This window comes from Rhodothermaceae bacterium (assembly GCA_009838195.1).
In the GTDB taxonomy this organism is placed as follows: Bacteria; Bacteroidota; Rhodothermia; order Rhodothermales; family Bin80; genus Bin80.
Genome location: VXSC01000011.1, coordinates 152,859 through 177,988 on the forward strand (window position 1 = coordinate 152,859; position 25,130 = coordinate 177,988).

At 51.4% G+C, this 25,130-nt stretch carries 14 protein-coding genes; 2 read left to right on the forward strand and 12 right to left on the reverse strand.

The window, feature by feature from the left end:
* Nucleotides 1-36: 36 nt before the first annotated feature.
* From F4Y64_02670 to F4Y64_02705, 8 genes are all read right to left on the reverse strand, one after another.
* Nucleotides 37-2,757: a hypothetical protein gene (locus F4Y64_02670; GenBank protein ID MXX96504.1), complete on the reverse strand. Its 2,721-nt coding sequence runs from the start codon at nucleotides 2,755-2,757 to the stop codon at nucleotides 37-39.
* A complete protein-coding gene (locus F4Y64_02675; protein MXX96505.1) occupies nucleotides 2,754-4,547 on the reverse strand; it encodes a T9SS type A sorting domain-containing protein in 1,794 nt (597 codons plus the stop codon). Before F4Y64_02675 ends, F4Y64_02670 begins: the two co-directional genes overlap by 4 nt.
* On the reverse strand, nucleotides 4,507-6,864 hold the full coding sequence (locus F4Y64_02680; protein ID MXX96506.1) for a DUF5123 domain-containing protein: 2,358 nt from the start codon (nucleotides 6,862-6,864) through the stop codon (nucleotides 4,507-4,509). The genes F4Y64_02675 and F4Y64_02680 overlap by 41 nt, the downstream gene beginning before the upstream one ends.
* Nucleotides 6,865-7,137: 273 nt before the next feature.
* A complete protein-coding gene (locus tag F4Y64_02685; GenBank protein MXX96507.1) occupies nucleotides 7,138-9,750 on the reverse strand; it encodes a T9SS type A sorting domain-containing protein in 2,613 nt (870 codons plus the stop codon).
* A gap of 63 nt (nucleotides 9,751-9,813) precedes the next feature.
* Nucleotides 9,814-11,214 carry a hypothetical protein gene (locus tag F4Y64_02690; protein MXX96508.1) on the reverse strand — a complete coding sequence of 467 codons (1,401 nt, stop codon included), beginning with the start codon at nucleotides 11,212-11,214 and terminating at the stop codon, nucleotides 9,814-9,816.
* Between the two features lie 10 nt (nucleotides 11,215-11,224).
* On the reverse strand, nucleotides 11,225-12,223 hold the full coding sequence (locus F4Y64_02695) for a PorV/PorQ family protein (protein MXX96509.1): 999 nt from the start codon (nucleotides 12,221-12,223) through the stop codon (nucleotides 11,225-11,227).
* On the reverse strand, nucleotides 12,220-14,463 hold the full coding sequence (locus F4Y64_02700; GenBank protein MXX96510.1) for a T9SS type A sorting domain-containing protein: 2,244 nt from the start codon (nucleotides 14,461-14,463) through the stop codon (nucleotides 12,220-12,222). The genes F4Y64_02695 and F4Y64_02700 overlap by 4 nt, the downstream gene beginning before the upstream one ends.
* 21 nt (nucleotides 14,464-14,484) lie before the next feature.
* Nucleotides 14,485-17,340: a TonB-dependent receptor gene (locus F4Y64_02705; protein ID MXX96511.1), complete on the reverse strand. Its 2,856-nt coding sequence runs from the start codon at nucleotides 17,338-17,340 to the stop codon at nucleotides 14,485-14,487.
* A 219-nt stretch (nucleotides 17,341-17,559) separates the two neighbouring features.
* Here F4Y64_02705 and F4Y64_02710 point away from each other — a divergent pair, with 219 nt between their 5' ends.
* Nucleotides 17,560-18,867, forward strand: a complete 1,308-nt coding sequence (locus F4Y64_02710) for a 6-bladed beta-propeller (GenBank protein ID MXX96512.1) — start codon at nucleotides 17,560-17,562, stop codon at nucleotides 18,865-18,867.
* A 383-nt stretch (nucleotides 18,868-19,250) separates the two neighbouring features.
* Here F4Y64_02710 and F4Y64_02715 read toward each other — a convergent pair whose 3' ends face one another.
* The 3 genes from F4Y64_02715 to F4Y64_02725 are packed head-to-tail and all read right to left on the reverse strand — an operon-like array spanning nucleotide 19,251 to nucleotide 23,431.
* Nucleotides 19,251-21,749 carry an MMPL family transporter gene (locus tag F4Y64_02715; GenBank protein MXX96513.1) on the reverse strand — a complete coding sequence of 833 codons (2,499 nt, stop codon included), beginning with the start codon at nucleotides 21,747-21,749 and terminating at the stop codon, nucleotides 19,251-19,253.
* The gene (locus F4Y64_02720; GenBank protein MXX96514.1) at nucleotides 21,746-22,456 is read right to left on the reverse strand and encodes a DUF3047 domain-containing protein; all 711 of its coding nucleotides are present in this window, start codon (nucleotides 22,454-22,456) and stop codon (nucleotides 21,746-21,748) included. The genes F4Y64_02715 and F4Y64_02720 overlap by 4 nt, the downstream gene beginning before the upstream one ends.
* A 39-nt stretch (nucleotides 22,457-22,495) precedes the next feature.
* Nucleotides 22,496-23,431 carry a hypothetical protein gene (locus tag F4Y64_02725; GenBank protein MXX96515.1) on the reverse strand — a complete coding sequence of 312 codons (936 nt, stop codon included), beginning with the start codon at nucleotides 23,429-23,431 and terminating at the stop codon, nucleotides 22,496-22,498.
* Nucleotides 23,432-23,521: 90 nt separating this feature from the next.
* On the opposite strand from F4Y64_02725, the gene F4Y64_02730 reads away from it, so the two are divergent.
* Complete coding sequence (locus F4Y64_02730) at nucleotides 23,522-23,959, forward strand: MaoC family dehydratase (protein MXX96516.1); 438 nt, start codon at nucleotides 23,522-23,524, stop codon at nucleotides 23,957-23,959.
* Here the strand turns inward: F4Y64_02730 and F4Y64_02735 are convergent.
* Nucleotides 23,934-25,079 (reverse strand): DNA replication/repair protein RecF, encoded by a 1,146-nt coding sequence (locus tag F4Y64_02735; protein ID MXX96517.1) that lies wholly within the window; start codon nucleotides 25,077-25,079, stop codon nucleotides 23,934-23,936. The two genes, F4Y64_02730 and F4Y64_02735, sit on opposite strands and share 26 nt — an antisense overlap.
* Nucleotides 25,080-25,130: the final 51 nt, after the last annotated feature.

Here is a 25,130-nt window from a genome sequence, read left to right on the forward strand (position 1 = left end):
CGCCCCCGCTGATTGTTCTCTTATGTCGAGCCCGTATCAGGGGGCCTTTTTCGAAAGCCGTCGTCTGAGTTGATGCAGATACAAGGAAGAGACCGATACCTCGCCCAACCAATTTATGCCTTCCTGATAGCCGCCTGCCCCAATCTGCATTCGCACTGGTACATTGCTTGACAGCCCTACGATCACTCCACCCTCCAGCTCCCCCAGATAAACAGGTAGGCGTATTGCCTCTGCTTGCGGATAGACTACTTTGGTGTTCCACAGTATTGGTGATGACCGTACATCCAGATCCAAAAGGGGTCCGCCGGCTGAATCAGCTTGAATTGTGACAGACTCAAACAAACTGGGATAAATACAACCCGTATCATAGATACGGCCGATCAGGCCAGAGGTCACAACATTGAACCCACCACGGCCCTCGCAGCCAACCGTGTGCACTGCATTTGAGTGTACACGAATATTCTTCATCAAAATGTATCTGGAATCCCGTGCATGAATCCCATAATGACCTCCCCGCCCTTGAACCAAAACCTCGTCAAGAGTTACCTGAGACGCTGAATCCAGAATGATGGCCGCATCCGCATTGCTGACCTCTATATTTCGTACCCACCCGTGCCGCACATCCTCGAAATACAACGCGTTGTATCCGTCTTCCAGATGATGTCCTCCATACGGCACTTCAGCAAACTCGAAGCTGAGATGCTCTATACCAACTTCAATCGCGTGTTCTACCATGCTCACCTGTGGTTCAAGTCTTGGCGTAAGATTAACCAGCAGAGGTTCTTTGGTGTGCACGATACTCCCTTCCAGTGCCGTGATCGTGACGTCCTGAAAGCGCTGTTGCTTGCCTGTGATCCACCAAATTCTCATATCCCCCGGGAAAGTCAGACTCTCCGGCTCTGATACCTCCAACACATGTGTCCCCCGGTGCCCCTGAAGAATCGAGGAAACCGATCCTGCTTCCTGTTTCGGTTTTGGCCGAACCCAAATTACCCCACCCCGACCCGAGTACGGTGACCGTATCCTCCCTTGCACCGTGAGCGAATCGTACGATCCCTCAAAGTCAGTAGACACATCCATCGCCCCAAGGGGCCTCTCCACACTGATCACAGTCTTGCCTGCCCCACTGCCCCGCAAAATCAGACTGTCCCGCTCCAGAAAGAGCACTTGTGACAAGTGAAATCGGCCCTCCGGGATTCCAATGACCACCCATCCTTGCTGAGTTTCCGCTGCCTGGATCGCCCTTTTGAAGGCTTCGGTGTCATCGTTCATATCATCACCCGTTGCACCGTAATCGGTCACCTTCAGGGTTGATTCAAGATCTGGCGGCGAATCTTCTCCCCACTGATAACCCGCATAGGAAAAATCCGCCGGTGTGCGGACCGTATCTTCCAGAATCTTGGGCGACCAGGGCTGTCCCCACCATGAAGGACCGACATCAGATGGGGAAAGAGGGGGGTAGGTCGGCGTGGCACCTTTCCCTGATGCTGAACCTGTAGGGGAGGGCTGCTGCATACCATGGGCCCCGCTCACCAGATCTGGATCCTCCCACTGAATACCCTCCGGTTCTGGGATCCCCAATTGCGTGCCGTAAAACACATTTCCTTCCCAAATAACGTCCTCCACAGACACATGTGCGGTCACGACCGGCTTTTCGCTGTCTGTGAGGAGGACATTGTCCCTGAATAACACATTTTCCGGCAAAAGTGTTTTTTCTCCGTCGGCTCCCAACCCGAAAAAAATGCTCACCTCTGTTCCAACAAAGGTGTTTCGGGCAATCGTGGGCCGCTTCACCTGAAAGTACCGGTTCAAGGGTGAGTTAGGAATGCCATTCATCACCGAAAGGGTTGCGCGTGATGAATCGCCTTTTAACTCAGAAAAATAGTTGTGGACAACCGTATGATCCTCTCCTATAACCCGCACCCCGCCGGTTCCTGGTTCTCCTCTGCCCAGGAACCAGTTTTCTCTGACTACCGCATGATTGCCATGACGAAGCGTCAGGGCGCCTTGCGCCTCCAGAAATGTGTTGTGACGATAGGTATTATGCCCCGTCTTGTTTGAAATAATTTCGTGCTCCCCATTGGTGTGCTCGAACAGATTGTGCTCTACAACCGTGTACGAGTCCTGCATGGAACGGCTGCTCGTGCCAATGCGAATAGTTTCGCCGCCATTCTTACCCAACTCAGGTCGCGGACCAAAATGGTTATGATCTACCCGGTGGTAATTGGGGATATCGTTCGGTGGATCTTCGAGCCATACGACAAATGTAGCACCATCGTGCGTCTTCCCGGCAAAATAGCAGTGGTCCACCCGGTTGTGTGTACCGTACAGGGAAACCCATTTGTATTGCAACAACCAGTTTGCAGGGTTATACTCTGTCACCGCACAATTCGTCACCCTGCTGTGATGTGCCATCCTGTCCGTGCGAAAAGCAATTACATGCCCCCGCTCCAGCGCTCCTCGATGAAACCATAATCCCTCTACTTTCAGATACTTCCCCCCAATCCGAAGCCGAGAGCGTCCCGTCAGAATTACCTCTCCTGGTGATTCTGCGCGAACCGTTATGGAATCCCCTTCTGCGCCGTCTGCATCAAATATCAGATCTGCGTCGTGCCACGTACCGTTGGCCATTACGATCACATCGCCCGGATGGGCCTGGCGCACCGCTTCCTGGAACTCCTCCACTGTGCGTACCTGCGTAGTATCCGGTACCACGGACACGGCGACTGCCAATATTAGAGTGACTAGCCCGATCAATGCTTTACCAAGGTTTGCTTCATAGGATTTCCGTCTACCTCAATGACAACAAAATAAACCCCGGGTGCAAGTCCGGACCCGTCAAACAGGGCAGAATGGTCTCCCAGACTCCGGGGACCATCCATCAGTGTAACAATCTCACGCCCTAACAAATCATAGATACTCAGCTGTACGTGGCTAGGTTGCTCGAGTGTAAAATCGACTGAAACCATAGACCGAAACGGATTCGGGTATCCCTGAATCATTGCATGCCGTGCTTCTGGCACTGGAAGTTCGGTGTTCAAGACGGTACCGAGATACGACGGGCCCACGTCCTTTGAGGTAAGGGGCCTGTAGAGGATTGGAGCCAAGCTAACTTCGTCTGCTCCAATATCAGGTTTCCCGTCTCGCTGTTGCCCATCAATATCATCGGACACAAAATCCACGGAAGTCGCTGTCCCTACCGCGACACTTGTATTGGAAAGAACCCATAGATCTTGTTCAGCCTGCAGTTCAGGGTCTGCAACGAGGATGCCGTCAACCTCCTCAATGCCAAGATCGGCTCCGTAAAATACATTGGACATGTAGGAGACATTGGTCGGTGTGTCCTCATATTCTATGATCGGTCCATTCGGGGTCACGACCAGATTATTTACAATCTGGAGGCCATCCGGGGAAAGGGACTGCTCTGAACTCCTGCCTGCTCCCAGGACGAACGTCTCTTCCACATTAACAAAGGTATTGAAGGCTACCACTGCATCCTTGACCTGGAAATATCGGTTCAACGGAGAATTCGGGACACCGTTGACGATAGACACGGCGGCACGATAACCCGTGCCTTCCAAATCCTGAAAATAGTTGTTGTACACCCTGTGCCGCTCTCCAATGATTCGAACTCCACCCGACCTCGACTTTCCTTCCCCTAAGAAGTAGTTGCCGTAGACACTGGCTTCATTCCCGTGCCGCAGGGTAAGTGTACCTGAGGATCTGCGAAACGTATTGTGGCGAAAAATATTGTTACCACTCTTGTTCGAGATAATCTCGATCTCTCCGTCACATTCCTCAAATAGGTTGTGCTCCACGGTCACATTCGCGTCCTGCATGGATCGGCTACTGGTACCAATTCGAAGAGATTCCCCACCATTCTTGGGCAGCGCCGGGCGGTGTCCGAAGTAGTTCTGATCAATCCGGTGCCACACCGGATCATCATTGGGCGGATCGCGCAACCAGACGACAACCGTCGCACCATCATGGGTTTTGCCAGCAAAATGACAATGGTCAACACGATTATGGGAGCCGTAGATCGAAACCCACTTGTACTCCGTCAGATAGCTTGGGGGATTGTAGTTGGTAATAGTACAATTCGTAAGCCGACTGTGGCTACTCAGGCGCGAAGACGAACGTCTAAATTCAATAATATGCCCACTGCGCAATGATCCTTGATCAAACCACAAGCCATCGACCTTGAGGTAGGATCCGCCAATCTCCAGGCGGGAAGAGCCAGTCAGGATTACCTGCCCGGGGGTTTCGGCCCGGAGTGTGATGGTGTCTCTCTCCGCACCTTCATTATGAAATTCAATGACGACATCGGTCCAGGTACCATTTGCCATGATGACGGTGTCTCCCGGCCCCGAAGACGCAATCGCGTCAGAAAGTTCCTGTGGGGTACTAGCCAAACGCTCCATCTGCGCTTGAGCCACAGATGGAGCGAGAAGCAAGTACAACACACACTTAACGATGTATTTCCGATATAGAATCTGGAACACTAGATCACTTGACCACCACCAGTTTACGCCATGTGCTCTCACCATCTACAGTAAGTCTGTAGAAATAGGTGCCCGCTCCCTGTTGTTGCATCGAAAGGGAAACGGAGTAGGAACCTGCAGAATCATATCCGTCCTTGAGGCGGGCAACGCTTCTGCCTAACAGATCAAATACCTCCAGCGTAACATGGCCATCACGACCTAGGTGGTACGGGATCGTGGTTTCAATATTGAACGGATTGGGATAATTCTGATCCAGTACGATATCGGTTTCGCTTGGGATCGGAGTGTCTTCTTCTACGGCCACGCCTGACGTTATCCACCGCATGTCCCCTATTCCCATTCCATCAGTCCCCATTGTAAGAAGTGGAGAATCCGCAGGGAGTGTGAAATCCAGCATATCTGGATTAGCAAATTGAGGATCAATTTCAGAAATCGCCTCTTGCGTAGAACTGCCACCCAACTGGATCTTCGAAACCATGAAGAGGTTGCTGTGCGATATGCTTGATGTGCCCGTGAGGTTGACACTCCATCTCTCTTCATCCACTAAGCTGTTTGCAATAATGCTGTTGGTGATCCGGGCCGTTTGAACACCTCTTGGGTAAATTGCACGCCCGTTGCTGTGCCCGCAATTGTGACAGGTAAGATGATCGATAATAACTTCAGGCTCAGGCGTAGCTGGATCGGTATCGCCGCTGTAGATATAGATCGCCGATGCCCTGGTATTGGCCATCGTTGTATTGGATACCTCGAAATATTTCACATTAAAGAGCCCTGAGTCCGTTTCTTCATCCTTGGTCCGAATCCCTTCTTTACCGCTGCCACTCAAAATCGAATTGCGGAAGATCATCGAATCAGCAAATGTCCCAGGATACTGCCGTAAAAAATTCCCGTCGCTGCCAGCGACCACATCGTGGAGGAAACTGTTGGTGACTTTGACTACGGTTGAAGAATCGACCGCACCACGAACGCGGAGCAAGTACTTGGCATTGAAATCCGTCCCGGCCTGTCCATCAATTTCAATACCGTCAAGGTGAAGGGAATTGAGGACTTCAAAGACAACCCGCGTGCTCTCATCCACTTCATTGTTCTTGATGACCGGCCTCTCATCCAATCCAGCAGCTGCCCGGATTGTAAGTGGAATTGTAATATCTATACGGTCGTCGTTGAGATACTCACCTCCTGAATCGACCAGTTCGATAATATCACCTGCTTCTGCTGCATCAACAGCATCTGCGAGCGTGTTTTGTCCCGCCGAAATCTTGTGAACGGCAGCCGTCTTCGGGGCCCATCTGGAATCACCTGGAGATGAACCGTCCGTGCCCTTTCCGATCAACGGGCTCCCTTCCATGAGCGTAAAGTCACCATTTGCTGCATCGGCAAACATTGGATCCACAGCATACAGGTTCATAATGGTCGGTGCCCCTCCTCCTGTCCAGGCTCCATCATCACTGACATTGAGCGTGTCACTATATGCCAAAGTAGCCCCGGTCTCCAACCAGGGTGCACCCAGCGTCTTTCCAGTCCCATTTACAATGTCATAGTTATCCACCATAATGGTGTTGGTCACCGTTGAGTTCTCCGCATATTTGAGATTTAGAAAATAATGACCCACATTGTGCATGGTCACTCGATCAATGACAACTTCCGGGCCGGGTGTATTTGGATCTTGATCTCCACCGTACACGCTGATTGCATCGTTCTTAATATTCCAGAAAGTAGAATTGGAGACCTCGAAATACTTCACATTAAAAAACCCGAAGCCTGGACGATCACTGTCTTCATCACGCGCCCGGATTCCTTCCTTGCCGGTATTAAAGACCAGCGTGTTTCGGATTATGATTGAATCCGCCATGGTCTGACCATAGGCTCGGAATGCATTCCCGTCACTTCCATGAACAATATCATGAAAGTAGCAGTCGAAAATTTTCAGCACGTAGTTCTTCTTTACATTCTCTCCCGCATCGCCGGAGCCGCTACCGGTACGGATCGCGTACTTGGTCGTCAGTCCCTGGTGTGCCAGCCCGTCAAATTCAAGACCGATCAGGGTCATATCGCCATAGAGACGAATGATATCCTTCGTGCTGTCTTCTCCGTTATTTATCAGCACCGGGCGGTTCGTAAGCCCCGGGGCCGCCATGATCGTGAGCGAGAGCGAACTGTCTGGTTTAAGTTCATCGTCGTTTAGATACTGGCCTCCGTCCGTTGTTAAGACGAGCGTGTCTCCCGGCGCAGCGGCCGCCACCGCATCAAGTAATGTGTTCTGGCCAGCTTCTACTTCAATTTTCGTCTGGGAAAAAGCAGGCTTGGCTACCAAAAATACCAAGGCAATCATGAGCCCAAAACAGGTAGTAATTGTACGCATGTGTAAATCCGTTCTAATTAAAGGTGTGTGCAATATGCATTACACGTATGATGTAATACAAGTTAATAAATAGTTTCAGCAATTGCAAACTTTTGTGTCATTCTCCCTCACTAAAGAGACGACCACGCATTCGCCCTTCAATAACAAAGGGGACTCCGGGCCCAAAGTGGATCATTCTCTGACCGATGGATTCAATCTGTAACTCATAGCGTCCTTAAGCGCACTGCACCCCGTATGCTCCTGATCTATAATCTGGACTCTACCAAACCCTGGTTACCTGATGCGCACAACCCGACCAAACTGAAGTACACCGCTCGCATCCGTCAGACGGACAAGATATACGGCAGCGGGAGCGGGCGAACCAAACATCGTATACCCATCCCACACGATGCGGACCGTTTTCTCGCCAACTAAGCTTTCTCCTTCAAGCTCTCGTATCCGCTGACCCAAGAGGTTGTACACCTCCACACTAAAAGGACCGTGGTGTCGTACTGGTACCTCCAGAGTTATATCGTGACTGAATGGATTTGGATAGGCTTGCAATAGATATGGAAAGATGGGATCGGGGATCGGTTCAACGCTCGTTCTTTTTAAACCAATCAATAGACGATCTCCCTGAAGTGTGAATGGGCTTGTCTGCTCATTCACACGTACCTCCTGGACCGATGCCGCATCCATCATGACGACTTCAATCTGCGCTGATGGATGCACCGAAGGCATAGCAATATCAAGGATCCCGCTTACGCTGGCATCCAGTGCAAGCGTTACCTTTGAATCCGAATATATCTCTACCTCAGTACCCTTGAATGAATTCGCTTCTCGAACAGCTACATTCTGCCACCCTGAATCAGTGCTTCGCAGCCATGCGAACGTCGCGTCTGTCGTGAACATATCCAGTTCGCGAGGCTCTGATCGTTGCTGCAGAAAAACATAGTCCAACGTATCCGATCGACTGAGCATAGCGGCTACATAGTCCTCTGTGCTTAAGTCTTCAACTTCTGGAACCGGGGCCTCTGGAGAGGCCGGCAGAAGTAGCTGAATGAATGCCGCTTCCTGGCCGACCTGCGCTGCTTCAATGTAGCGTTCACGCCGCTCATCTTTGAAAAGGCTAACGTACCCAATTTCCGCGCTTAGATCAGCCGATTCAGGTAGAATAAATGCATCCAGCCTCGCGGCAGCTCCATAGCGGTTTGCGAAAGGAGACCATGATATAAAGTTTCCCTCCTGATTGAACGCCCCACGCCCATGCAAATAAGTCCTGTAGGTATGTTCCTGCGAGCCGTAGAGCAGATCCGAGACAACAAAAAAGTCTTGATCAATAAAAGCAATCGCCCGGCGTAAACGCACATCATCTGGACGGAGATAGCCTGTTTCCTTTTCTGCAAACCCAAAGAATTTGGAATCGATCTCGTGGCGGGCTAGAGGAGTGACGTTATATGTATACGGTGTCCTAAGCAGGTTATCCGTCACAGGCTGATATCCATCAGCCGTCACAATATTATGCGCCTTAGCAGTGAGATACCAGGATCCACGCCGATCATCAGAGAATCCGGCAGGGCCATAGCCCGCATCCGGGGCCAAAATGGCATCGTTCCCTCCCAGGAAAAAAGATAATTGGTCTGGATGATTATGGTTGTCCGCCTCGGCAACACCGTGGAAAAGCAGGTATCGGTCATCCGATGCGGGTTCCCAGCTCCTGCGAAAAACGACCTGTCCCCCTTCGAGGAATTGATTTGGGGATACGGATGGAGCAGCGGCTTCAATAGAGTCGTCGAACAATATATACTCGTCAATTTCCCACGTTACATCTACGGTGGCGCCCGTGTAATTATGCTCAATCAAGCGGGTGTTCGCAAAATTCCACTGACAGATCGCGGCAAAGTCTACACTGGGATTCAATTCCGTTGGTTTGCCTCTGTATGCAGCCGCCACCATATGCGTAGGGGCCGGTTTGAGATAAGAGTCTTCTATATTCGGGATCTGTCCACGCCCCGTGCGCACTCTGACCGGCCACTCGAATGCCGGCTGATATGCATCAAATAGATCCACCCCTGACACGTTCAGATAGTGCCACAGAAAGGGGATAAAATTCACGGCATTGTACATCCAGTAGTGTCCGCCTTCGCGGTAGATTCCATCTGCGCTAAACTGATATCTTGTCACGGTATTTGCTGCCTCCAGAGCATGCGAGAGCCAGTCCGAGGCCTGATCATGGTCTGAAAGCACTAGTGCAGCCGTACCGATTGCCCAAGCCGGCTTGGATCGATGGTTGTGCGGGCGAGGGGCAAGCCGATCACCAACCATAATATTGTCGCGCAAGTACTGCGTCTCTTCTGCGATGCGACGGCGAATCTCGTCGTTCTGATCCGAAGTCAGTTGATCGAAAACCCAGTCGTAAGCAGCCGCATAATTCTGCAGCCAGGTTGCACGATAAATCTCATCATATGGCTTTTCTCCGGTCTGCGGTACGCCGTCATAGGCTACCAGCAACGCCTCAATCGCGGTTTGAAGCGCGGTGGAATCCTCTTCAATCAACCACCAAAAGGCCAAGGTCTTTGCAGCCAGGGGCCTGTCATTTTCATCCAGAGTAGATGGATCCCTTTCCCTGTACCTGCGAGCATCCGCCCCGAAACGCTGCCAAAGGGCATAGTAGCTTGAACTCTCGTCATTCTTGCGCGAACGAAGCTCCGGGATGAAGTCGGCAGTAAAGTACAGAGACGGGTGCTGCTCCACAGCGGGCAATACTGGCGTGGTATCTGTTTCAAAACCCGTATACGTGTCGTACTTGGGATGTTGAGCGGCGACTTGCGCCGCCGGGATCAATAGACCAAGCAACAGCAACCGATACCAGGCAGCAGCACCAAACCGGCCGGGAAGCGATATCATGAACAATCCTCGTGTCTGTTGGCTGCACTCGGCATCATATCTATAGATGCCGATTTCTCTTCCCTATAAGGCATAGGTTACACCCACGAGCACGCTGTGTTTACGTACCCGGTTGTAATCAACATTGGATTCCCATCTATCCTGATAGTGCAGGTTCTGGAATTCATACGCGAGGTCCAGTGTAAGAATCGAAATGCCCGTTCCGAGCCCAATACTGAATGCATCTCCGGTAGCAGTCTGCCCAACCAAGCCAAACCCTTCGATCCGGAACGGCTGGGGATCGCGCCGAAACCCGGCACGCAGGAATGTAGCACCGTGCAGGTTCCATTCTGCACCCAGTCCGATGCCCTGAACCATCCCCCAATCCGGGCCGGAACCCATTGCACTGCCGAGAACTTTCAAATCCGAGAAGTTCTGCCAGAAGTAGTCTGCAGCCAATACAATCGAAGGGATGGGACGCAGAACAACGCCTGTCCCAATGCGGGCCGGGATCTCAACCTGATGCTCTCCCACCTGCGTGTGATTGCGTGCTCCGCTTTCCTGCGTCTGTTCTCGCCCCATGTTGGTGAACTTTTGACGCAAGTTGCTCGCAAACTGGTACGTGACCCCTACGGTAATCATATCGTACTGCCACTGCATTCCAAACACTCCTCTCCAGCCACTATACTCAGAGGTTCCATCCCACGCGAGAGATCCTGTAGCAGTCTCATAACTGTAGTCATGCGCATCTTCCCTCAACAGAAACAGCCCTACATTGCGGGTATTTTGACGGTCCGTTGAGCTCCCCCAGATCCGGGAAACACGCAAACCAACATGAAAGCTCTCATGCAACTCGAACCCAACTGATGAGGAGACCGCCTGCAGGTGCCCAGTGCGTTCCCTTTCGAAAGCAGACCATTGGACAGGGATCTCCTCCCCCGGCTTAGGCCGCTCAACAGGATCTGGACGGAACTGACCGATGTAGGGGTCCAGTACGTTGTCATTTCGGTCATAGTCGCTCAACCGCGCAATCTGATGAAATACAATCCCTAGCGTCAATGTTTGATCTCCCACTTCCAGTGGAACCGCCCCCGCCATGGTCGCCAGTCGAAAGGAACTCTGATTGTAGGTCCAGTCCGGTTCTGAAAGCGGTTCACTTCGATAGTCTTCTGGATCCGCAAAATACAATGACATCCCCGCATAGTACCGGTTCGGGTTCCAGTGCTGCGTTTCCGCCCAGTCCTGCCGAAACCAGGCACCACTTGTAGAAAATGCCGGGCGTGAAAGACTCGCGAGCCCCGCCGGATTCAGAATCGCAGATTCTATGGATCCCGAAAGGGCAGTGACCGCACTGCCCATTCCCCGGGCACGGGCCGTCATCAACTCCTGGCGCTCCAACCCCTGAATGGAAAGTGGTTGCATCACCCCCTGCCCGTAGGACATTGGTGCCACAAGCAGCAGCAGTAGCGGAAGTCGTCGAAACATCTATTGAGGGTTAGTCTATCGAAAGGGAGAATCCAAGCCGGTGCACGGCTCCGAAGGCATCACTCATGCTGCTGTAGCTGTAATCGAATCCAACTCCAAGAGAGCCCAGTGGCTGGCGGATGCCGAGTCCGAAACTGTAAGATGCAATATCGTAGTTGTGCTGATATCCACCCCGCACAAAGATCCGCTGCAAAAACGCGTATTCCAGTCCTGTCGCCCACTGCTGGTCATAATCATTGGGCTGAATGAGGTCAAAAGAGGCAGTCAGGCGACTGTCCTCCCGGAATGAAATGAGACCGGTGCTGCCAATTACATCTACTGCGCCACCAATCCGAAACCGCAACGGAACTGGATAGGAATCCTCACCAAAGGATACCGGTGCGCCAAAATTCATAACCGATGCTCCCAGTCGAAGAGACCGAAACCCCGTCGCATATGTCATTCCAAAGTCAAACAGGAAGGCATCTGCTTCGGAAAGCCAGAGGCTTTCGCGTGCCATCTTGACCGTCAAACCGGCAGAAAACCTGTCCGTGAATGCTCTGGCATAGGAGAGACCAAGCACCCAGCTTCGCAGCGAAAAGGTCGTGCCAGTCAGACCCGGGTTGTAGACCTGCGTCCCTCCTTGATCGACAAATCCGAGATGATCTACTCTCGTCTCCTGAAAATCCCCCATGTCTGCCATGTAGAAATGTGCCCCTGCATATCCCCAGGATCCAAGCGATATACCATAGGCGGCTCCGTAGTGCGCCGCATCCAAAAACCAGTCAACCCGGTCAATCACCAGGCTGTGCCCCACAGTGCGTGTCAGCCCAGCCGGATTCCAATACAATGCGCGCGCGCCCTCAGCCATCGCGATATAGGCCGTGCCAATCCCGACAGAACGGGCATCGGGAGCCACACTCAAAAATTGCATGGAGGATGTCCCCACCTTCTGGGCCCAAACAGGCGACACACGGACTCCGCCGGCAAGCAAAAAGGCGATTAGAATTATGCTGGATACTTTTCTCATTTGATCACCACAAATTTGCCGCGATATGTTTCCCCCTCCGGTGTGCGTACCACAAAGAAGTAGACCCCGGAAGCGATCTCCTGATCGTTGCGGGTTACCTGAAACCAAGGTGTGGAGTACTGTGCCGCATCGTGCTCAATCGTGTCAATCAGTTGCCCACTGTAAGAATAAATCTCGATAGTGGCTTGACTTGGCAATCCATAGAAACCAATTTGCTGTGCTGAATTCTCGCCTCCTCCCGTTGCAAAACCACTATTGAGGTGGAAGGGATTGGGCACAGCATGTACTTCGCCCAGCGTTTCGGCCGCTCCAAGCCTAGAGACGACCTCCATAAGGTTGGTCTTGCCGCTTTCATTGCCCTGGGCATCTATGGAGGTAACGGCATACCACTGCGACTCGCCAACGGTCGTTTCTGCGTCAATGAATTCATACAAGTCTGCTTCCGTCAGATGACTCGAACTGCCGACCGGGATCTCTGCCAAGGTTTGCCAGGGACCGATCGCTGCCTGTGATTTTTGGACCCGATAGGTCACGACTGGGCCGGTCAACCTTGGATGCGCAAAGGATTCCTGTGCACGACCCCAGCGGAGAACCGAGTGAGCCCGGTCGTTATTGGTAACCATCACGATCGGGGCCGGTGGTGGCGCGGGCACTTGGTAGACCCCGTCTCGTGGATTATCCTCCGGCCAGAGCGGCAGCACTGGTGGCCTGCCTGTATATGCATTGTAGGCCATATCCGCCACATCCTTCACGGTTCGAACGTCTGAGTTTACGTAGTCCGGGTAGCCATATTCCGCAATGTAATTCTCTACAAGTACCCGCCCAGATGACGGGTCCATGACCTGATCCGCAAAGTGAGGAACCTCATGCCACGGAAGCTGCTCGTCAATCACCTCTCCGAGTCCTCCCCCTTCATCCCATTCCCCTGGTCCACTGGCGGCACCGTATCCAACTACTTCCGCCGACGAAAATTCAATCTTAGCTCCTACAGGAAGAATGTATGGCCCAAACACAATGTGGTGGCCGACTGCCTTGTAAGATTGCCTGAAGTTGAAGGCGCCCCGTCCAATCCACCTCAACGAATCCGGGTCTTCGGTATTTGGCGGGGGCGGGAAGACCGTTTCACGATAAGGCGTATAAGTACCACTCCAACGCGTGTACGGGACAAGCTTGGGGATCATCTTGTCCTCCCTGGAATTTCCGCTCTCAACCTTGTTCATGAACGGTTGTTTGAGCGTGCTGTCACTGTCGATCATGCGCTCATTGGCAACCCTCGGGTCAAGCGCAAACGTGTTTCCCTTTGTCGCCAAGTGGCTGCGATCATAGTACAACATCTGGATCCCAGGTGCCTGCGGAGACATCAGTCCTCCCCCCTGCTCACCACTGCTGGCAAAACTTGCAAAGTACTTTGGGTCCGGTTTACCGGATTCTGCAAAGTCGGCGTTCACGCCATTGCCAATGTTCACCACGTACCTCAACCAGCGATGTCGATCAAAATAGCCGCGTAAATCATTCTTGTACATGAAATCATACTCCCACGTACCGTACCACCGTTGAAATCCCAGCATCGAGGGAGCAACTCCGTAATGAAACCCGATGAGCACCTCATGGAGCGTCTCATCAGTATCAGGGCTGCCATCCCCATCCTTATCCCCAGTGTTTTCGAACGTGTACTCGAATATGATCAGGTCATCGTAGTCTGGGTAGCTCCAGGCTCGCGAGGTTCGTGTGACCGTGATTCCGGTATTGGTCCCCCATTGAGCGACAATAATTTCCTCTGCTTCATTGGGATCGTAAGCCGGATTCAAGCTTCCGTCTTCCAACAAAGGATAATTCTCCATACGCTCAATGGAGATCGGGAACGAATACACCCCTGCCACGGTGATTGGCACATGCTGCCCGGACGATCCACCAAACGAAAACATGCGTTCGTCAAGGTTGAATATGTTCGTTCCGCTGTACGAAGCTGCAATTGAAATCCCGCCTCCGATAATATTGTGCTGGCCACTGTACTGAAGTCCATCAATGGTTGTGGCAGAATTCCCAGGCCATTCCATGAGTGGATCCAGCGTAATATCATGGTCTCTATAAAACCACTTGCGACCGATCTCGCCAGTATTATAGACGGTCTCGTGCAGCATACCTCGACGATGCACACGCTTATCCCGCAAGACTTGCGCCTCTGCAACCGACAGTGTCGCTGCCGTTGCCACGAGAATAAATATCAGAATGCGGTCCATAGGATTGCAGCAGTGTTAAGGTTACATGTTGAAGACCACACCCAATCGAATTGAGCGAGGTGCGTTGTCGTAGATACGGAACGTCTGCGTGGCAGCAAGATCGGGGTTGTTGCTATCCGGCAGGGCGAACTCAATATCCTCTCCATTCTCGTAGCGACGTAACGTTTCGGCATCCAAGAAAACTCTGTTGTAGTCGAATACACGCGCATTGAAGAGGTTGAAGAACTCAACGAAAACATCTAGCTCGGTAAAGCCTGCACCGACGGTTTTCGTCACCTTGAGGTCTGTATTATGCTCCCAGGGTGTACGCTCTGTGTTCAGCTTTGCAAAATTGTCCCCCAGTAATTCACTGGGCGTATAGGGCCTGCCACTCCTGGAATCATGCAAAAAGTTGATTCTGAGACGACCCAGTGGATAGCCACCGGCAATTCTGGGGCCCCAGTTCTGTGGCAGATTGACTCCGGCAATCAATACAAGCGCATGCCGCCGGTCAAAATTGAGCAGGATGTCTCGCGGGCTCGGGGCTTGGGTTTGCTCGTTGGTCTCATCAATGATGGGGCTGCGTCCGGTGGGCGTTGAATTTTTCCCAGTAGCCACCGAGAAATGATACCTGGCTGATCCGGAAATAAACCCTCTACGCTTATTCAGACGCAGACTGAAGCCGCGAATATTTGCGTAATCCCGATTCCCGAGCGACTCATACAGATTATCGTTTGAATCAATGTAGACCACGCGCTGGATCAAGTTTTTCACGTCTTTATAGTATCCGCTCACATCAAGCGTGAACCCGCTTGCGATGCCCAGCACCAAGCCTACATCGTAGCTTTTGGTTTCTTCCGGCTTCAAGAGGGGATTCCCAAGGCGCCTTGGCTCCACAGTCCCCAAGTTTTCGTTGAAGAGCGTCGTTCTGCTGCCAATCAGGCTTTCCAGACCGGGGCGCTTGAGATAGCTGCCGTAGTTGAGGTGGAATACCGCGCGTTCATTAATTGGGAATGAAAACCCAAGTCTGGGTTGTAACCGTGCTACGATGGGAGTATCCTCGGTTGCAGCATCTCTCTCATTGATCAGTGCTGGATTTGACGGATCCCTGAATGGGGAAAACGTATCGGTGTAGTACTGCACATTCTGATCATAGAAATCCAGACGCAATCCTACATTTGTGATCATCCCCTTGAATTCCATCTTGTCCTGAATGTACACGGCCCCTTCGTAGGGTCTCGCTTGATAGAATTCCTGTACGGCACTGGACCGGGAGGAATGATTCAGTCGATTCTCGACATCAATATCGTACAGGTTGCCCTGAATCCCCACTTTGATTTCGTGATTATTGGAGACCTGGCTGGTCAGAAACCCGACCGCTGAATAGGTCCAGGATTCCTCATCGAAAAAGTCATCATCCATCACCCCGGTTCGGAACCCATCCTCCCAGTAAAGTCGTTCCCAGACGGAACCGTCCGAGATGTCATCCCGAAAACGCTCTGGATCAATAACATCCACCCCTTCGGTGAGCTTTGTTCGCATACCATTCACAGTAAGCTCATAGTAGGTGCGATCACTCAGGACATGGGAGTAGACAAGTCCTACCCCCGCACTCCGGTCCAGGATTTTGTTCGCGCCAATCACACGATCATAGACCCATCTGTAGAAACCGCCCGAAGAATAGCTGAATTCCTGCTGGTAGGTGTTACCGTACATTGCATTCAGCTTCAATTTCATGCCTGGCCCGGGCTTCATCACCAGGTTCCCCATCACCTGCATCTGCCTGTCAGCTTCCGGCGTTGGCAGCATCGGCCATACCCTGTTGATCTGGGTTGCTACGAACAGGCGGCTGGTCTCGGAAATTGGCCCACCAAGAGTAAAATCAATGAGTGCATCCCAGCGGTTATTGTACTCATATCCAACATCGCGGTGGGTCCTCCTCCACAGATCGTATGCAAGCTGCGCTCCTTCCTCAGGATCAACCCTCGACCCAAATCCACGACCTATCGCGCCCTGCCACCTCGGTTTATCATCATTTTCAGGATCAGGAGCTTCCCACCACTCCAGGTTATTCATAAGGCGGATATAGGGATTGTTTGCCGGGTCAAACACACTTCCCCCGAAGTGCTTGTAGCTAGGTGCACGTGTACGAACCTCAGCACGACTACTCCAAGAGTCTCCACCTTCCTTGGTTGAGATGTTGATGACCCCACTCATCGCATTGCCATACTCGGCCGCAAACCCACTCGTAATGACCTCTACCTCTTCCACCGCACTCAGCATGGGTGTAAATGAACGCGATGAATTCAGGGGATTAACAATCCCCATCCCAGCCAGCACGTAGAGTTCTTCGTTAGATCGTCCCCCTCTGAAATGCCCGTCATTCACCTCTGCCTGAAGTCCCAGCACATCAGACAGGTCAGTAATGCCGGCAATCTGCTCCACCTCTTCTGGACGGATGATTTCCAAGGTGGCTGTCTGATCAACTTCAACATCCGGACGCTCAGCAATGACGAGTAGTTCCTCTCCTTCGGCTGTTGCTTCCTCCAGGATAAAATCAATTGTTGTCGTCTTATTGATGTTGACGATGACCTCGGACTGCGTCACGGCTCGGAATCCGATAAAAGATGCACGCAGGTTGTAGGTGCCCGGCTCTACATTCAGAATAAAAAACCGGCCATCTATGTCCGTGGATGATCCTCTGGTTGTACCGGTAATCACCACATTCACGCCAACCATCCCTTCTCCGGTCACATCCGTAACGACACCCGTAATTTTGCCGGATTGGGCATTCGCGGGAACGGATGCCATTAGATGCACGAGAACGAGAACGGCCGCGCATGCGAGACCTTGAAGGTACTGAGTCATAGCCAGTGCATAGAATATGTAAGATGTCATACATATTTTACGAAAAAATATTCAGATATGCAAACCAGTTCCGATCCTATCACATCCTCTGCTTTTTTGCCAATAATTCTGCGGGATTCGGCAATCTTTGTGTCGGCCGAATCCGGCTTTCGCGATCTGAAAAGAACAATCTGGCACGTTTTTTGACGACATCGCTCATCAAAAACGCATTTCACCTACATCTCGTTACTCGCAGCTTAATCCTATACCATGCGTCCAAACATGAATACCTGTCGAAGTGCTGCCTCCGGTACCCTATCACTCACGAGGCAACGTCCCATCGTGTTGTCGTGCAGATGGTTGATAGATTCCATCCACTCATCGATAATAGGATGTCTTGTGATTTTGATTATTTCTGGCTGCAATCAAACAGACACATCAATACGAGATAACGACGATTACCAAACGGAGACATCAACAAATGACAATTCCGCTTCGGTGACTCCCTATACAGCAGATACGCTGGCGAAAGATAGAACTGATAATCAAACAGAAACATCAACGAATGACGACGATTCCGCTTCAGTGCCCCCCTATTCAGCCACGATCACACTGAACGAAGTCGGTGAGATTGAGCTCTTTATGACAGATGAGGCTATCCTGAGTCTACCGCATACCGTACATATTGATAGTAGGGGGAATATTTTTTGGGCTGAATCCAGACCCCCCATTTACGTATTCAATAGTGACGGCGTATTTATTGGATCAATTGGTGCATACGGGGCTGGTCCAGGCGAGTTGAGAGACATAGAGACGTTCAACATCGATAGTGGGGGGAATTTCCATGTTTTTGACGCCAGTATCAGCCGAATTAGCCGATTCTCATCAGACTTTTCTTTCGTCCGCAGTTATAGTATTGCTGCTGATCGTTCTAGTAGAGCAATCCTGAATAACCAAGACCACTTTGTGATGCTTCGCGAGGCGTGGTATAATGGTTTAAAGCCAGCGCTGGTGATCTATGATCAAAATGGCAAAATGATCTCCAGTTCAGGCGAAATGCCCATTTCGGCGAAGGTCCAAAACAGCCTTTCTCCAGGCGGTGGTATTGCTGTTGACACAGAAGATAATATCTACTACTCGTACATATCCGATCACAGGATATGGAAAACAGACTCAAAGGGAGATCTAATTGATGTTTTTGATTCCGAACCCTCATATTACATTGCTCCAGATGAAGGATTATTGAATCAATTAGAGAAACGTGATTCTCCCCCTAACCCTGAAGTCCTCACCGAGCGCCTGCGTCATTTTTATTCTATCTCACGAATTGCAGGAATACACGCCGTCAAGGAAAGGGATCTAATATTCCAAGAAATCATGACCCCTGATTATGACAACGGGGAGAGAGAGCTTCGAGTAGATCTTGAAGTCTGGCATAGCTCGGGGTTTAAAATTGGAACTGTCATTTCAAGCCCCGGCAACGTCTCTTTCATAGACGAATCCCACATCTACTACGTGAATCTTCCGAGTGGAGATGAAAATCCTTCTCTGGTAGTCTACACCTACGATATACTGTGAAATGTATTGCCTCCCGACAAAAGCAATAACGCGTGTTCCGAATTTGAGCCTATAAATTTAACCGTATTGAATCCAGCATGAAATTTCGTTCTCTTGCGTTAGATAGACTGTCCTACGTATTGCTTAGGATTTTAGCGGTTCTTATGCCCCACTTCTCGTCAAATTAAGTCAGTCCTAATCGATATCTGAGGATTGAGGCTTGAGATGTTCAGCTCTTGTGTGGAGGCGATGGACATAGCTACAGAAGAGATTGCGTTCAAGCTCCCGGTGGTTGTATTTGGATCTCACTGAGTGGGCGATTTAGATGTCAGTACTCAGGTAGGCAAAATAACTCTGACGATGCGGTTTACCGCACGGATCTAGGACCCTTGCAGGTTCAGAGGTTAGCTGGATGGTCTATGATCTTCCTGCACCTGGATCAGCGCCGGTAAAAACAGTAGTGCAGCTAACAGTGTCGACCCAATCCCCGTGATCGCAAGGGATCCGATCGTGTTCAGACCCGGATGAAAACTCAAGAGTAGCCCCCCAAATCCCACCATCGTCGTCACTGCTCCCATCGTAACATGCTCCCCCGTTGAGCGCAGGATGCGCCAAAGCGTCCCCGCCCCTTCCTCTCGATAACGATGGACTAAATGAGCTCCCGCATCGTTGCCAATCCCAATAATTGCCGGGATCACGAACAGATTGTAGAAATTGAGGCGCATACCAAACAGCTGCATAAACAAAATCATCCAGATCACGCCAACAACCAGCGGCAACATTGCCAAAAGCGCCCACCGAAACCGACCAAAATTGACCCACATCAATAGCGTCACAATAATCAGCGTCGCCAATATCATGTACGGGCTTTCCTGCCGCATCAGACGCAGAACATCGGCGGCAACAATTGATGGAGATCCTGCGTGGTACGTTTTCCCGTCCGCGGTCGTGACGTTTGCTACATCTTCAGCAAAAGCCATGGACTTGCGTCCATCTGAGAGCCCCACTCCCGGCAGGATCGTGATATAACCCCCTAGCTCCCCCGTCTTGGACATGAAGCGCTGACTCAACAGCTCCGGTACATCCTCCACCGCAAGCGGTGTCCGTGTCTGCGCAGCCCTTCGAATGCGTTCCAGGTCGGCATCTCCTGCCAGAACCGGATCCGTTAGCAGTGAATCCCGGATGTAGGCAATCTGTGCGATCCTTGCCGTTTGTTTCTCCGGCTCCAGTGGAAACCGGTCCTGAAGCGTTTCCACGCCCCGGATAGTGGTTCGAAAACTGTCTGTATCAATTACATGCAGAACGGTATCCCTCTCTATTCTCCTCCGTAGCGCTTCTGCAACCGCAGGTGCCTCCGCTGGATGATCCACAACAATGTATGCGGGGTTCCTGCGATTAAAATCGCTGTATGCGGCCGCAACTTTCGAGTTGACTGCGATCCAATCCTCATATTCCGGCTCCAAAACGGAAAACCGATATTCGAACTCAACCCTCGGCGCCATAAACAAGGCAATGACCGTAACGAGAGCACATCCCGCCAAGAGTCCACGAGCTCCAACCAGAGGTCCACGTACGACCGTTTTTATCGGTCGACTCCGCTCAAAATGTAATATCCTCCAGCGCTCACACAGTACCAACAGTGCTGGCAGTACATGGAGGGTGGAAATCAATGCAACCAACACTCCGGTCCCCGCCAAGAATCCAAATTCGCTGAACCCTTTAAAGTCCGCCGCGACCAACACGTACATTGCAGCAGCCGTGGTAAATGCCCCCACCGCAATCGCCTGCCCGGTGCTCATGAACGTGTTCTCTGCGGCAACCTCCACGCTGTGACCCGCCCCCCTTTCCTCTATATAGCGTGCATAAAAATGGATTCCGTAGTCAATGCCCAACCCAAAAAGAACCAGTCCAAGCGTTGAACTGAACAGATTCAGGGTCTCATAAGCCAAAAACCCTATCGCCGCGGTCCAGGCTAAACTCATCAGAAGAGGGATTCCAATCAATAGAGCCGTCACCGGTGCACGTGCGAGCTCGGACCAGACCGCCTTCCTTCCGCGCAACTGTATTGCCTTGACAAAGAAGTAAGCCATCAGTACCAAAAGTACTGCGAGAGCACCCGCGCCAAAAGAACCGACGACATCGTCCGTAATGGCACGCACTTCTATACGTTGTCTCCATAATCGGCCGGCGAGATACGTCCGCATCTCTGTGTGATAGGTGGAAGGCCCCACCTGCTGGATTACACTGCGAAGACGACCATAAACGGCTTCTATGTAATCCACATTGGAGGAGGAGCCTGGAACAAAGAAGCGAACGACCAGAATCGTGCTGTCTGCGCTCACCCGATACTCTGGCCCTACAATCTGATCGAAGATCTCTTCCAAAGACTCAACCTCCGTGTCCTCCTCCTCTTCCTCGTCATCTAGGCTGAAAAAGAACGGATTCGCCGCGAGCTTGGCCTCTACGATCTGATCCTCCAGCCAGGTTGTCAGTGTGCTTAATTCCTCATCCGTCGCGAAATACAACCCGTTATCCGCCATAAATTCTGTATCCCTCCTTAGCTCCTCCCTCAAAAACAGTGGCTCGTCTGTTATCGAATCCCGCAATGCCATCACTTGGGGAACCAGAGCTTGTGCAAATGCCAGATTGTCGGTAAATGAAGGGCTTTCAATTGCCAGATCCACCGAAACTTCCCCTGCACCTATCGTATCCCGGATTTTCTCAAGAGACGCAACACTGGGATAAGACTCGGGAATCAGGTTGGCAAAATCCGGGTCGATCGTCAACCGCCCTGCGAGCATTACACTGCCAATGGAAATCAAGAGAGCCGTCACCAGCACGGGGCCAGGATACCGTACCACAGTGCGGATCCATCCACGTAACCGGGCAAAGAGGAACGTCATTCTCCAGAAAGTGCTACGATGTCGTCAAAGTATACATCGGCCACTCCTCCTGTATTGTCACTGTCATTCCATAACATGATATAAAGCGGGAATTGTGGAGGTTGTCTGCCAAAGAACATCTCATAATCCTCGACGACATTCCGTTCAATCTCAATCCACCCCTCGTTGATCTCAAGAGCTGAGGAAACAACCAATGCCTGAAGCTTCCCATAACGAGCTAATGCCCCCTTGGGCAGTGTACTGCTGTAGGTGTACTTGATCGTACAGGGTCGCCCAAGCCAGTCATTACACTCAAACGCAATATACAGGGCCGCTCCGGTGTCGTTCAGGCTTCTCCGGTCTTCTCTTGCCCCTTCTGGCAACTGATCCGCCCGCCAGCGCCAACGCAACCGGGGAAATTGGTCCACATCCCATTCAAGCCCATCCCCTTTTGGCAAAGCGATCTGCACAGACTCCCCTTGTGTATATGCCCGCAGAACCTGCCCTCCCTCTCCCATAACCACCTTCACGTAATCATTGGGTTTGGCATGATCCGGTGGAAGGACTCGCATCGTTCTTGACCGTTTGTCCGGTATTCTCCATAAACTGGGAAGACCATCTATTTCATAGCTCCCAAAGTCCTCAATGACCAGAGACTTCTGGGCAGAGGCACTCGGGGTACATGAACTCGCAAAAATGAACAGAGAAAGGATTGTGATCGCGCGCATTTTTGGGAAAAAGGCCGGGCTTCTTGACGCGTCAAGAAGCTATTTGGTCACAGGGATCGCCTCTTTTGGCATTTGAACCGAAAGGGTTGTAAAAAAGAGTAGATTAATCAGTCGGTTTACTAATGCCACAGCCACAAAGAGTGCAGCGATGTGCGGTTCGGAAACAGTCAACGCCCCCGCAATACCCACTGCAACTCCAGCGACAACAAGGTCCTGGTTCGGTATGAACGGTAGTCTGTAGACGACAATAGAAGTTGCAGCATATGTAAACCATGTCTCTAATGGAACTTCAGGCATTGCAAGATGCCACATGGTGATTTCCAGAACCTGCCTTACAAGTACACGGGCAACATGAAGCCCAAAAACAATTCGTGTTTCCTTCCACGGCATAGAGAAAAGCCATTTCCGGCGCGTAAACACAAGCACTAAAAGGATTAGCAGGGTACCGCCAATTCCACCAATAAGGACGGCTGCCTGTGTTTCTCCGATCAGATCGCGCACATTCACCTGTCCCTCCAGGGCAAAAAAAGCAAGCAACAGTAGTGCAGTCAGTGTCGAGGCAACCGCGGAAACAATATTCATATCCCGAATACACTCCATCAGCGACCGACTCGACATCGCGACATGATCCCGGGCCCAGGCGAAGATGTATACTTCGCCGGAGTACCCCAAAACATCTCTGTTCAGGATACGCTTTTTGATAAAGGCCCGGATTGCAGGACCTGGACGGAAATCCCATACAACCCGGTAAGCCAAAAACTGTATCGTGGGCAAAAGGAAGTACAGTACGACCAGCAGCACGTAGAACCCGGGATTCCTCGGCAGCGCCTGAAACACGCTGCGGAAATCATACTCGCGCAATTGCCACACCATGAACAAAACGATGCCAATGGTGAAACTTATCCGCGCAATGCGCAGAATACGTTTGCCTCGCCGCGTCGTGCTCAATTCTGTTAGACGTTCCTGTATCTTCATGATCGAGGCGGTGACCTTTCCGTAGATTGCCCGAATGAAGGTCTATATTGTATCTTTAGCAAAATCCTTTCTGTCACCTACGTCCTGGCTATGATTCAGCAAAAACCCGGCCACTCATTTGAGTCTCTCAAGATTGGCGATTCGTATGACTTCCATCGCTTCATTAGTGAGGACGATGTCCTAACATTCGCCCAGATCACCGGAGACGACAACCCTCTCCATGTGGATGCTGAATATGCCAAAAACACCCGTTTTGGAGATCGTATTGTCCATGGCATATTCCTTCTAGGGCTCATCTCGAAGGTTCTTGGACGGGACTTTCCCGGCCCCGGTAGTGTGGCAGTATCTATTTCATGTCGGTTTCTGCGTCCTGTACGTGTCAACTCGGAAGTGCGTGTTTCGGTCAAGATTATTGAAAAATTAGAGCAGCGGCGCTATGCGAAGGTGGAAACCTTCGTATTCACTGATGCCAATAAAAAAGCTTTAGTTGGAGAAGCGACCATTATACCTCCGACGGATCCGGAATGATTTCTCCGTGAAGAACTTGGATGCATTGGTTAGAAGCTCCCTTTTGCACAATCCGGGAGCGTATTCTATCGGCATCTGCAACGGTTACGATGCTCTGTCCCGTAGGTGCGTCCTGCAGCCAATCTAAAATCACGTCGGTCCGCTCCTGGTCCAGAGAATCAAATACGTCATCAAGTAACAGTATTGGCTTTTCTTCCAACCGGGAGTCCAGATAATAGTACTGCGCCAACTTGAGTGCAATAGCAAACGAACGGTGTTGACCGGTTGAGGCAAAGCGCCGCACCAGCTGCCCATTCAGCTTAAAAACTAGTTCGTCGCGGTGAGGGCCAACGGTGGTTCGCCCCAATTCTCTGTCACGACTGGCCGCTTCCCCAAGCGCAGATATAAGTGCCTTCTCTGCCTCTTCAGCAGACGAATGTTTCTCTTCTGGAATGGGACCCTGATAAGTAATCGCCGGTTCTTCAATCGCCTCTCCGAGCTGTTGCCATGCACGTTTAAGTTCTTCGCTGAACTTTTGAAGAAAGGCGGCACGCAGGGCAACAATTCGTCCTCCGATCCTGGCCAGAACGGCATTGAGCGGTTTAATCATGTCCATGTCCAACGGATTCATACGATTGCGGACCAAGTATTCATTGCGCTGTCTCAGAGCACGACGGTATCCGATGAGATCTTCCAGATGAGCCGGTCTCGCCTGACTAAGCATGCTGTTCAGAAATTTTCGACGCTCCTCCGGCCCGCCATACGTCAGGTTCTGATCACTGGGTGCAAATAGAACGATCGGAACAACCCCAACAATATCCGCTAGTCGATCAAGTGGAGCACCGTTGATAAACATGCGCTTCCCTTGTCGTACAGCAAATGCAATCCGTATTTCCACTTCCCGCCGCAGGGACCCCTCAAATTTGCCCTCGACCTCAAAAAATGGTTGGCTACGCTGAAGCACGTAGCGATCTACACTAGTTAGAAAACTCTTGGAAAGACAGAGGTAGTGAATCGCCTCCAGGATATTGGTCTTGCCGGCGCCGTTTGGTCCGTACAGCAGGTTTATCCCAGGCGCCAATGTCAACGTCGTGTCAGCATGCGCCCGCATACCTCGAAGACAGAGTGAGCGCAGGATCATTGCATCAGGTATATAATTCCCTTACGCAATCTTGGTATATTCGTTCGCATG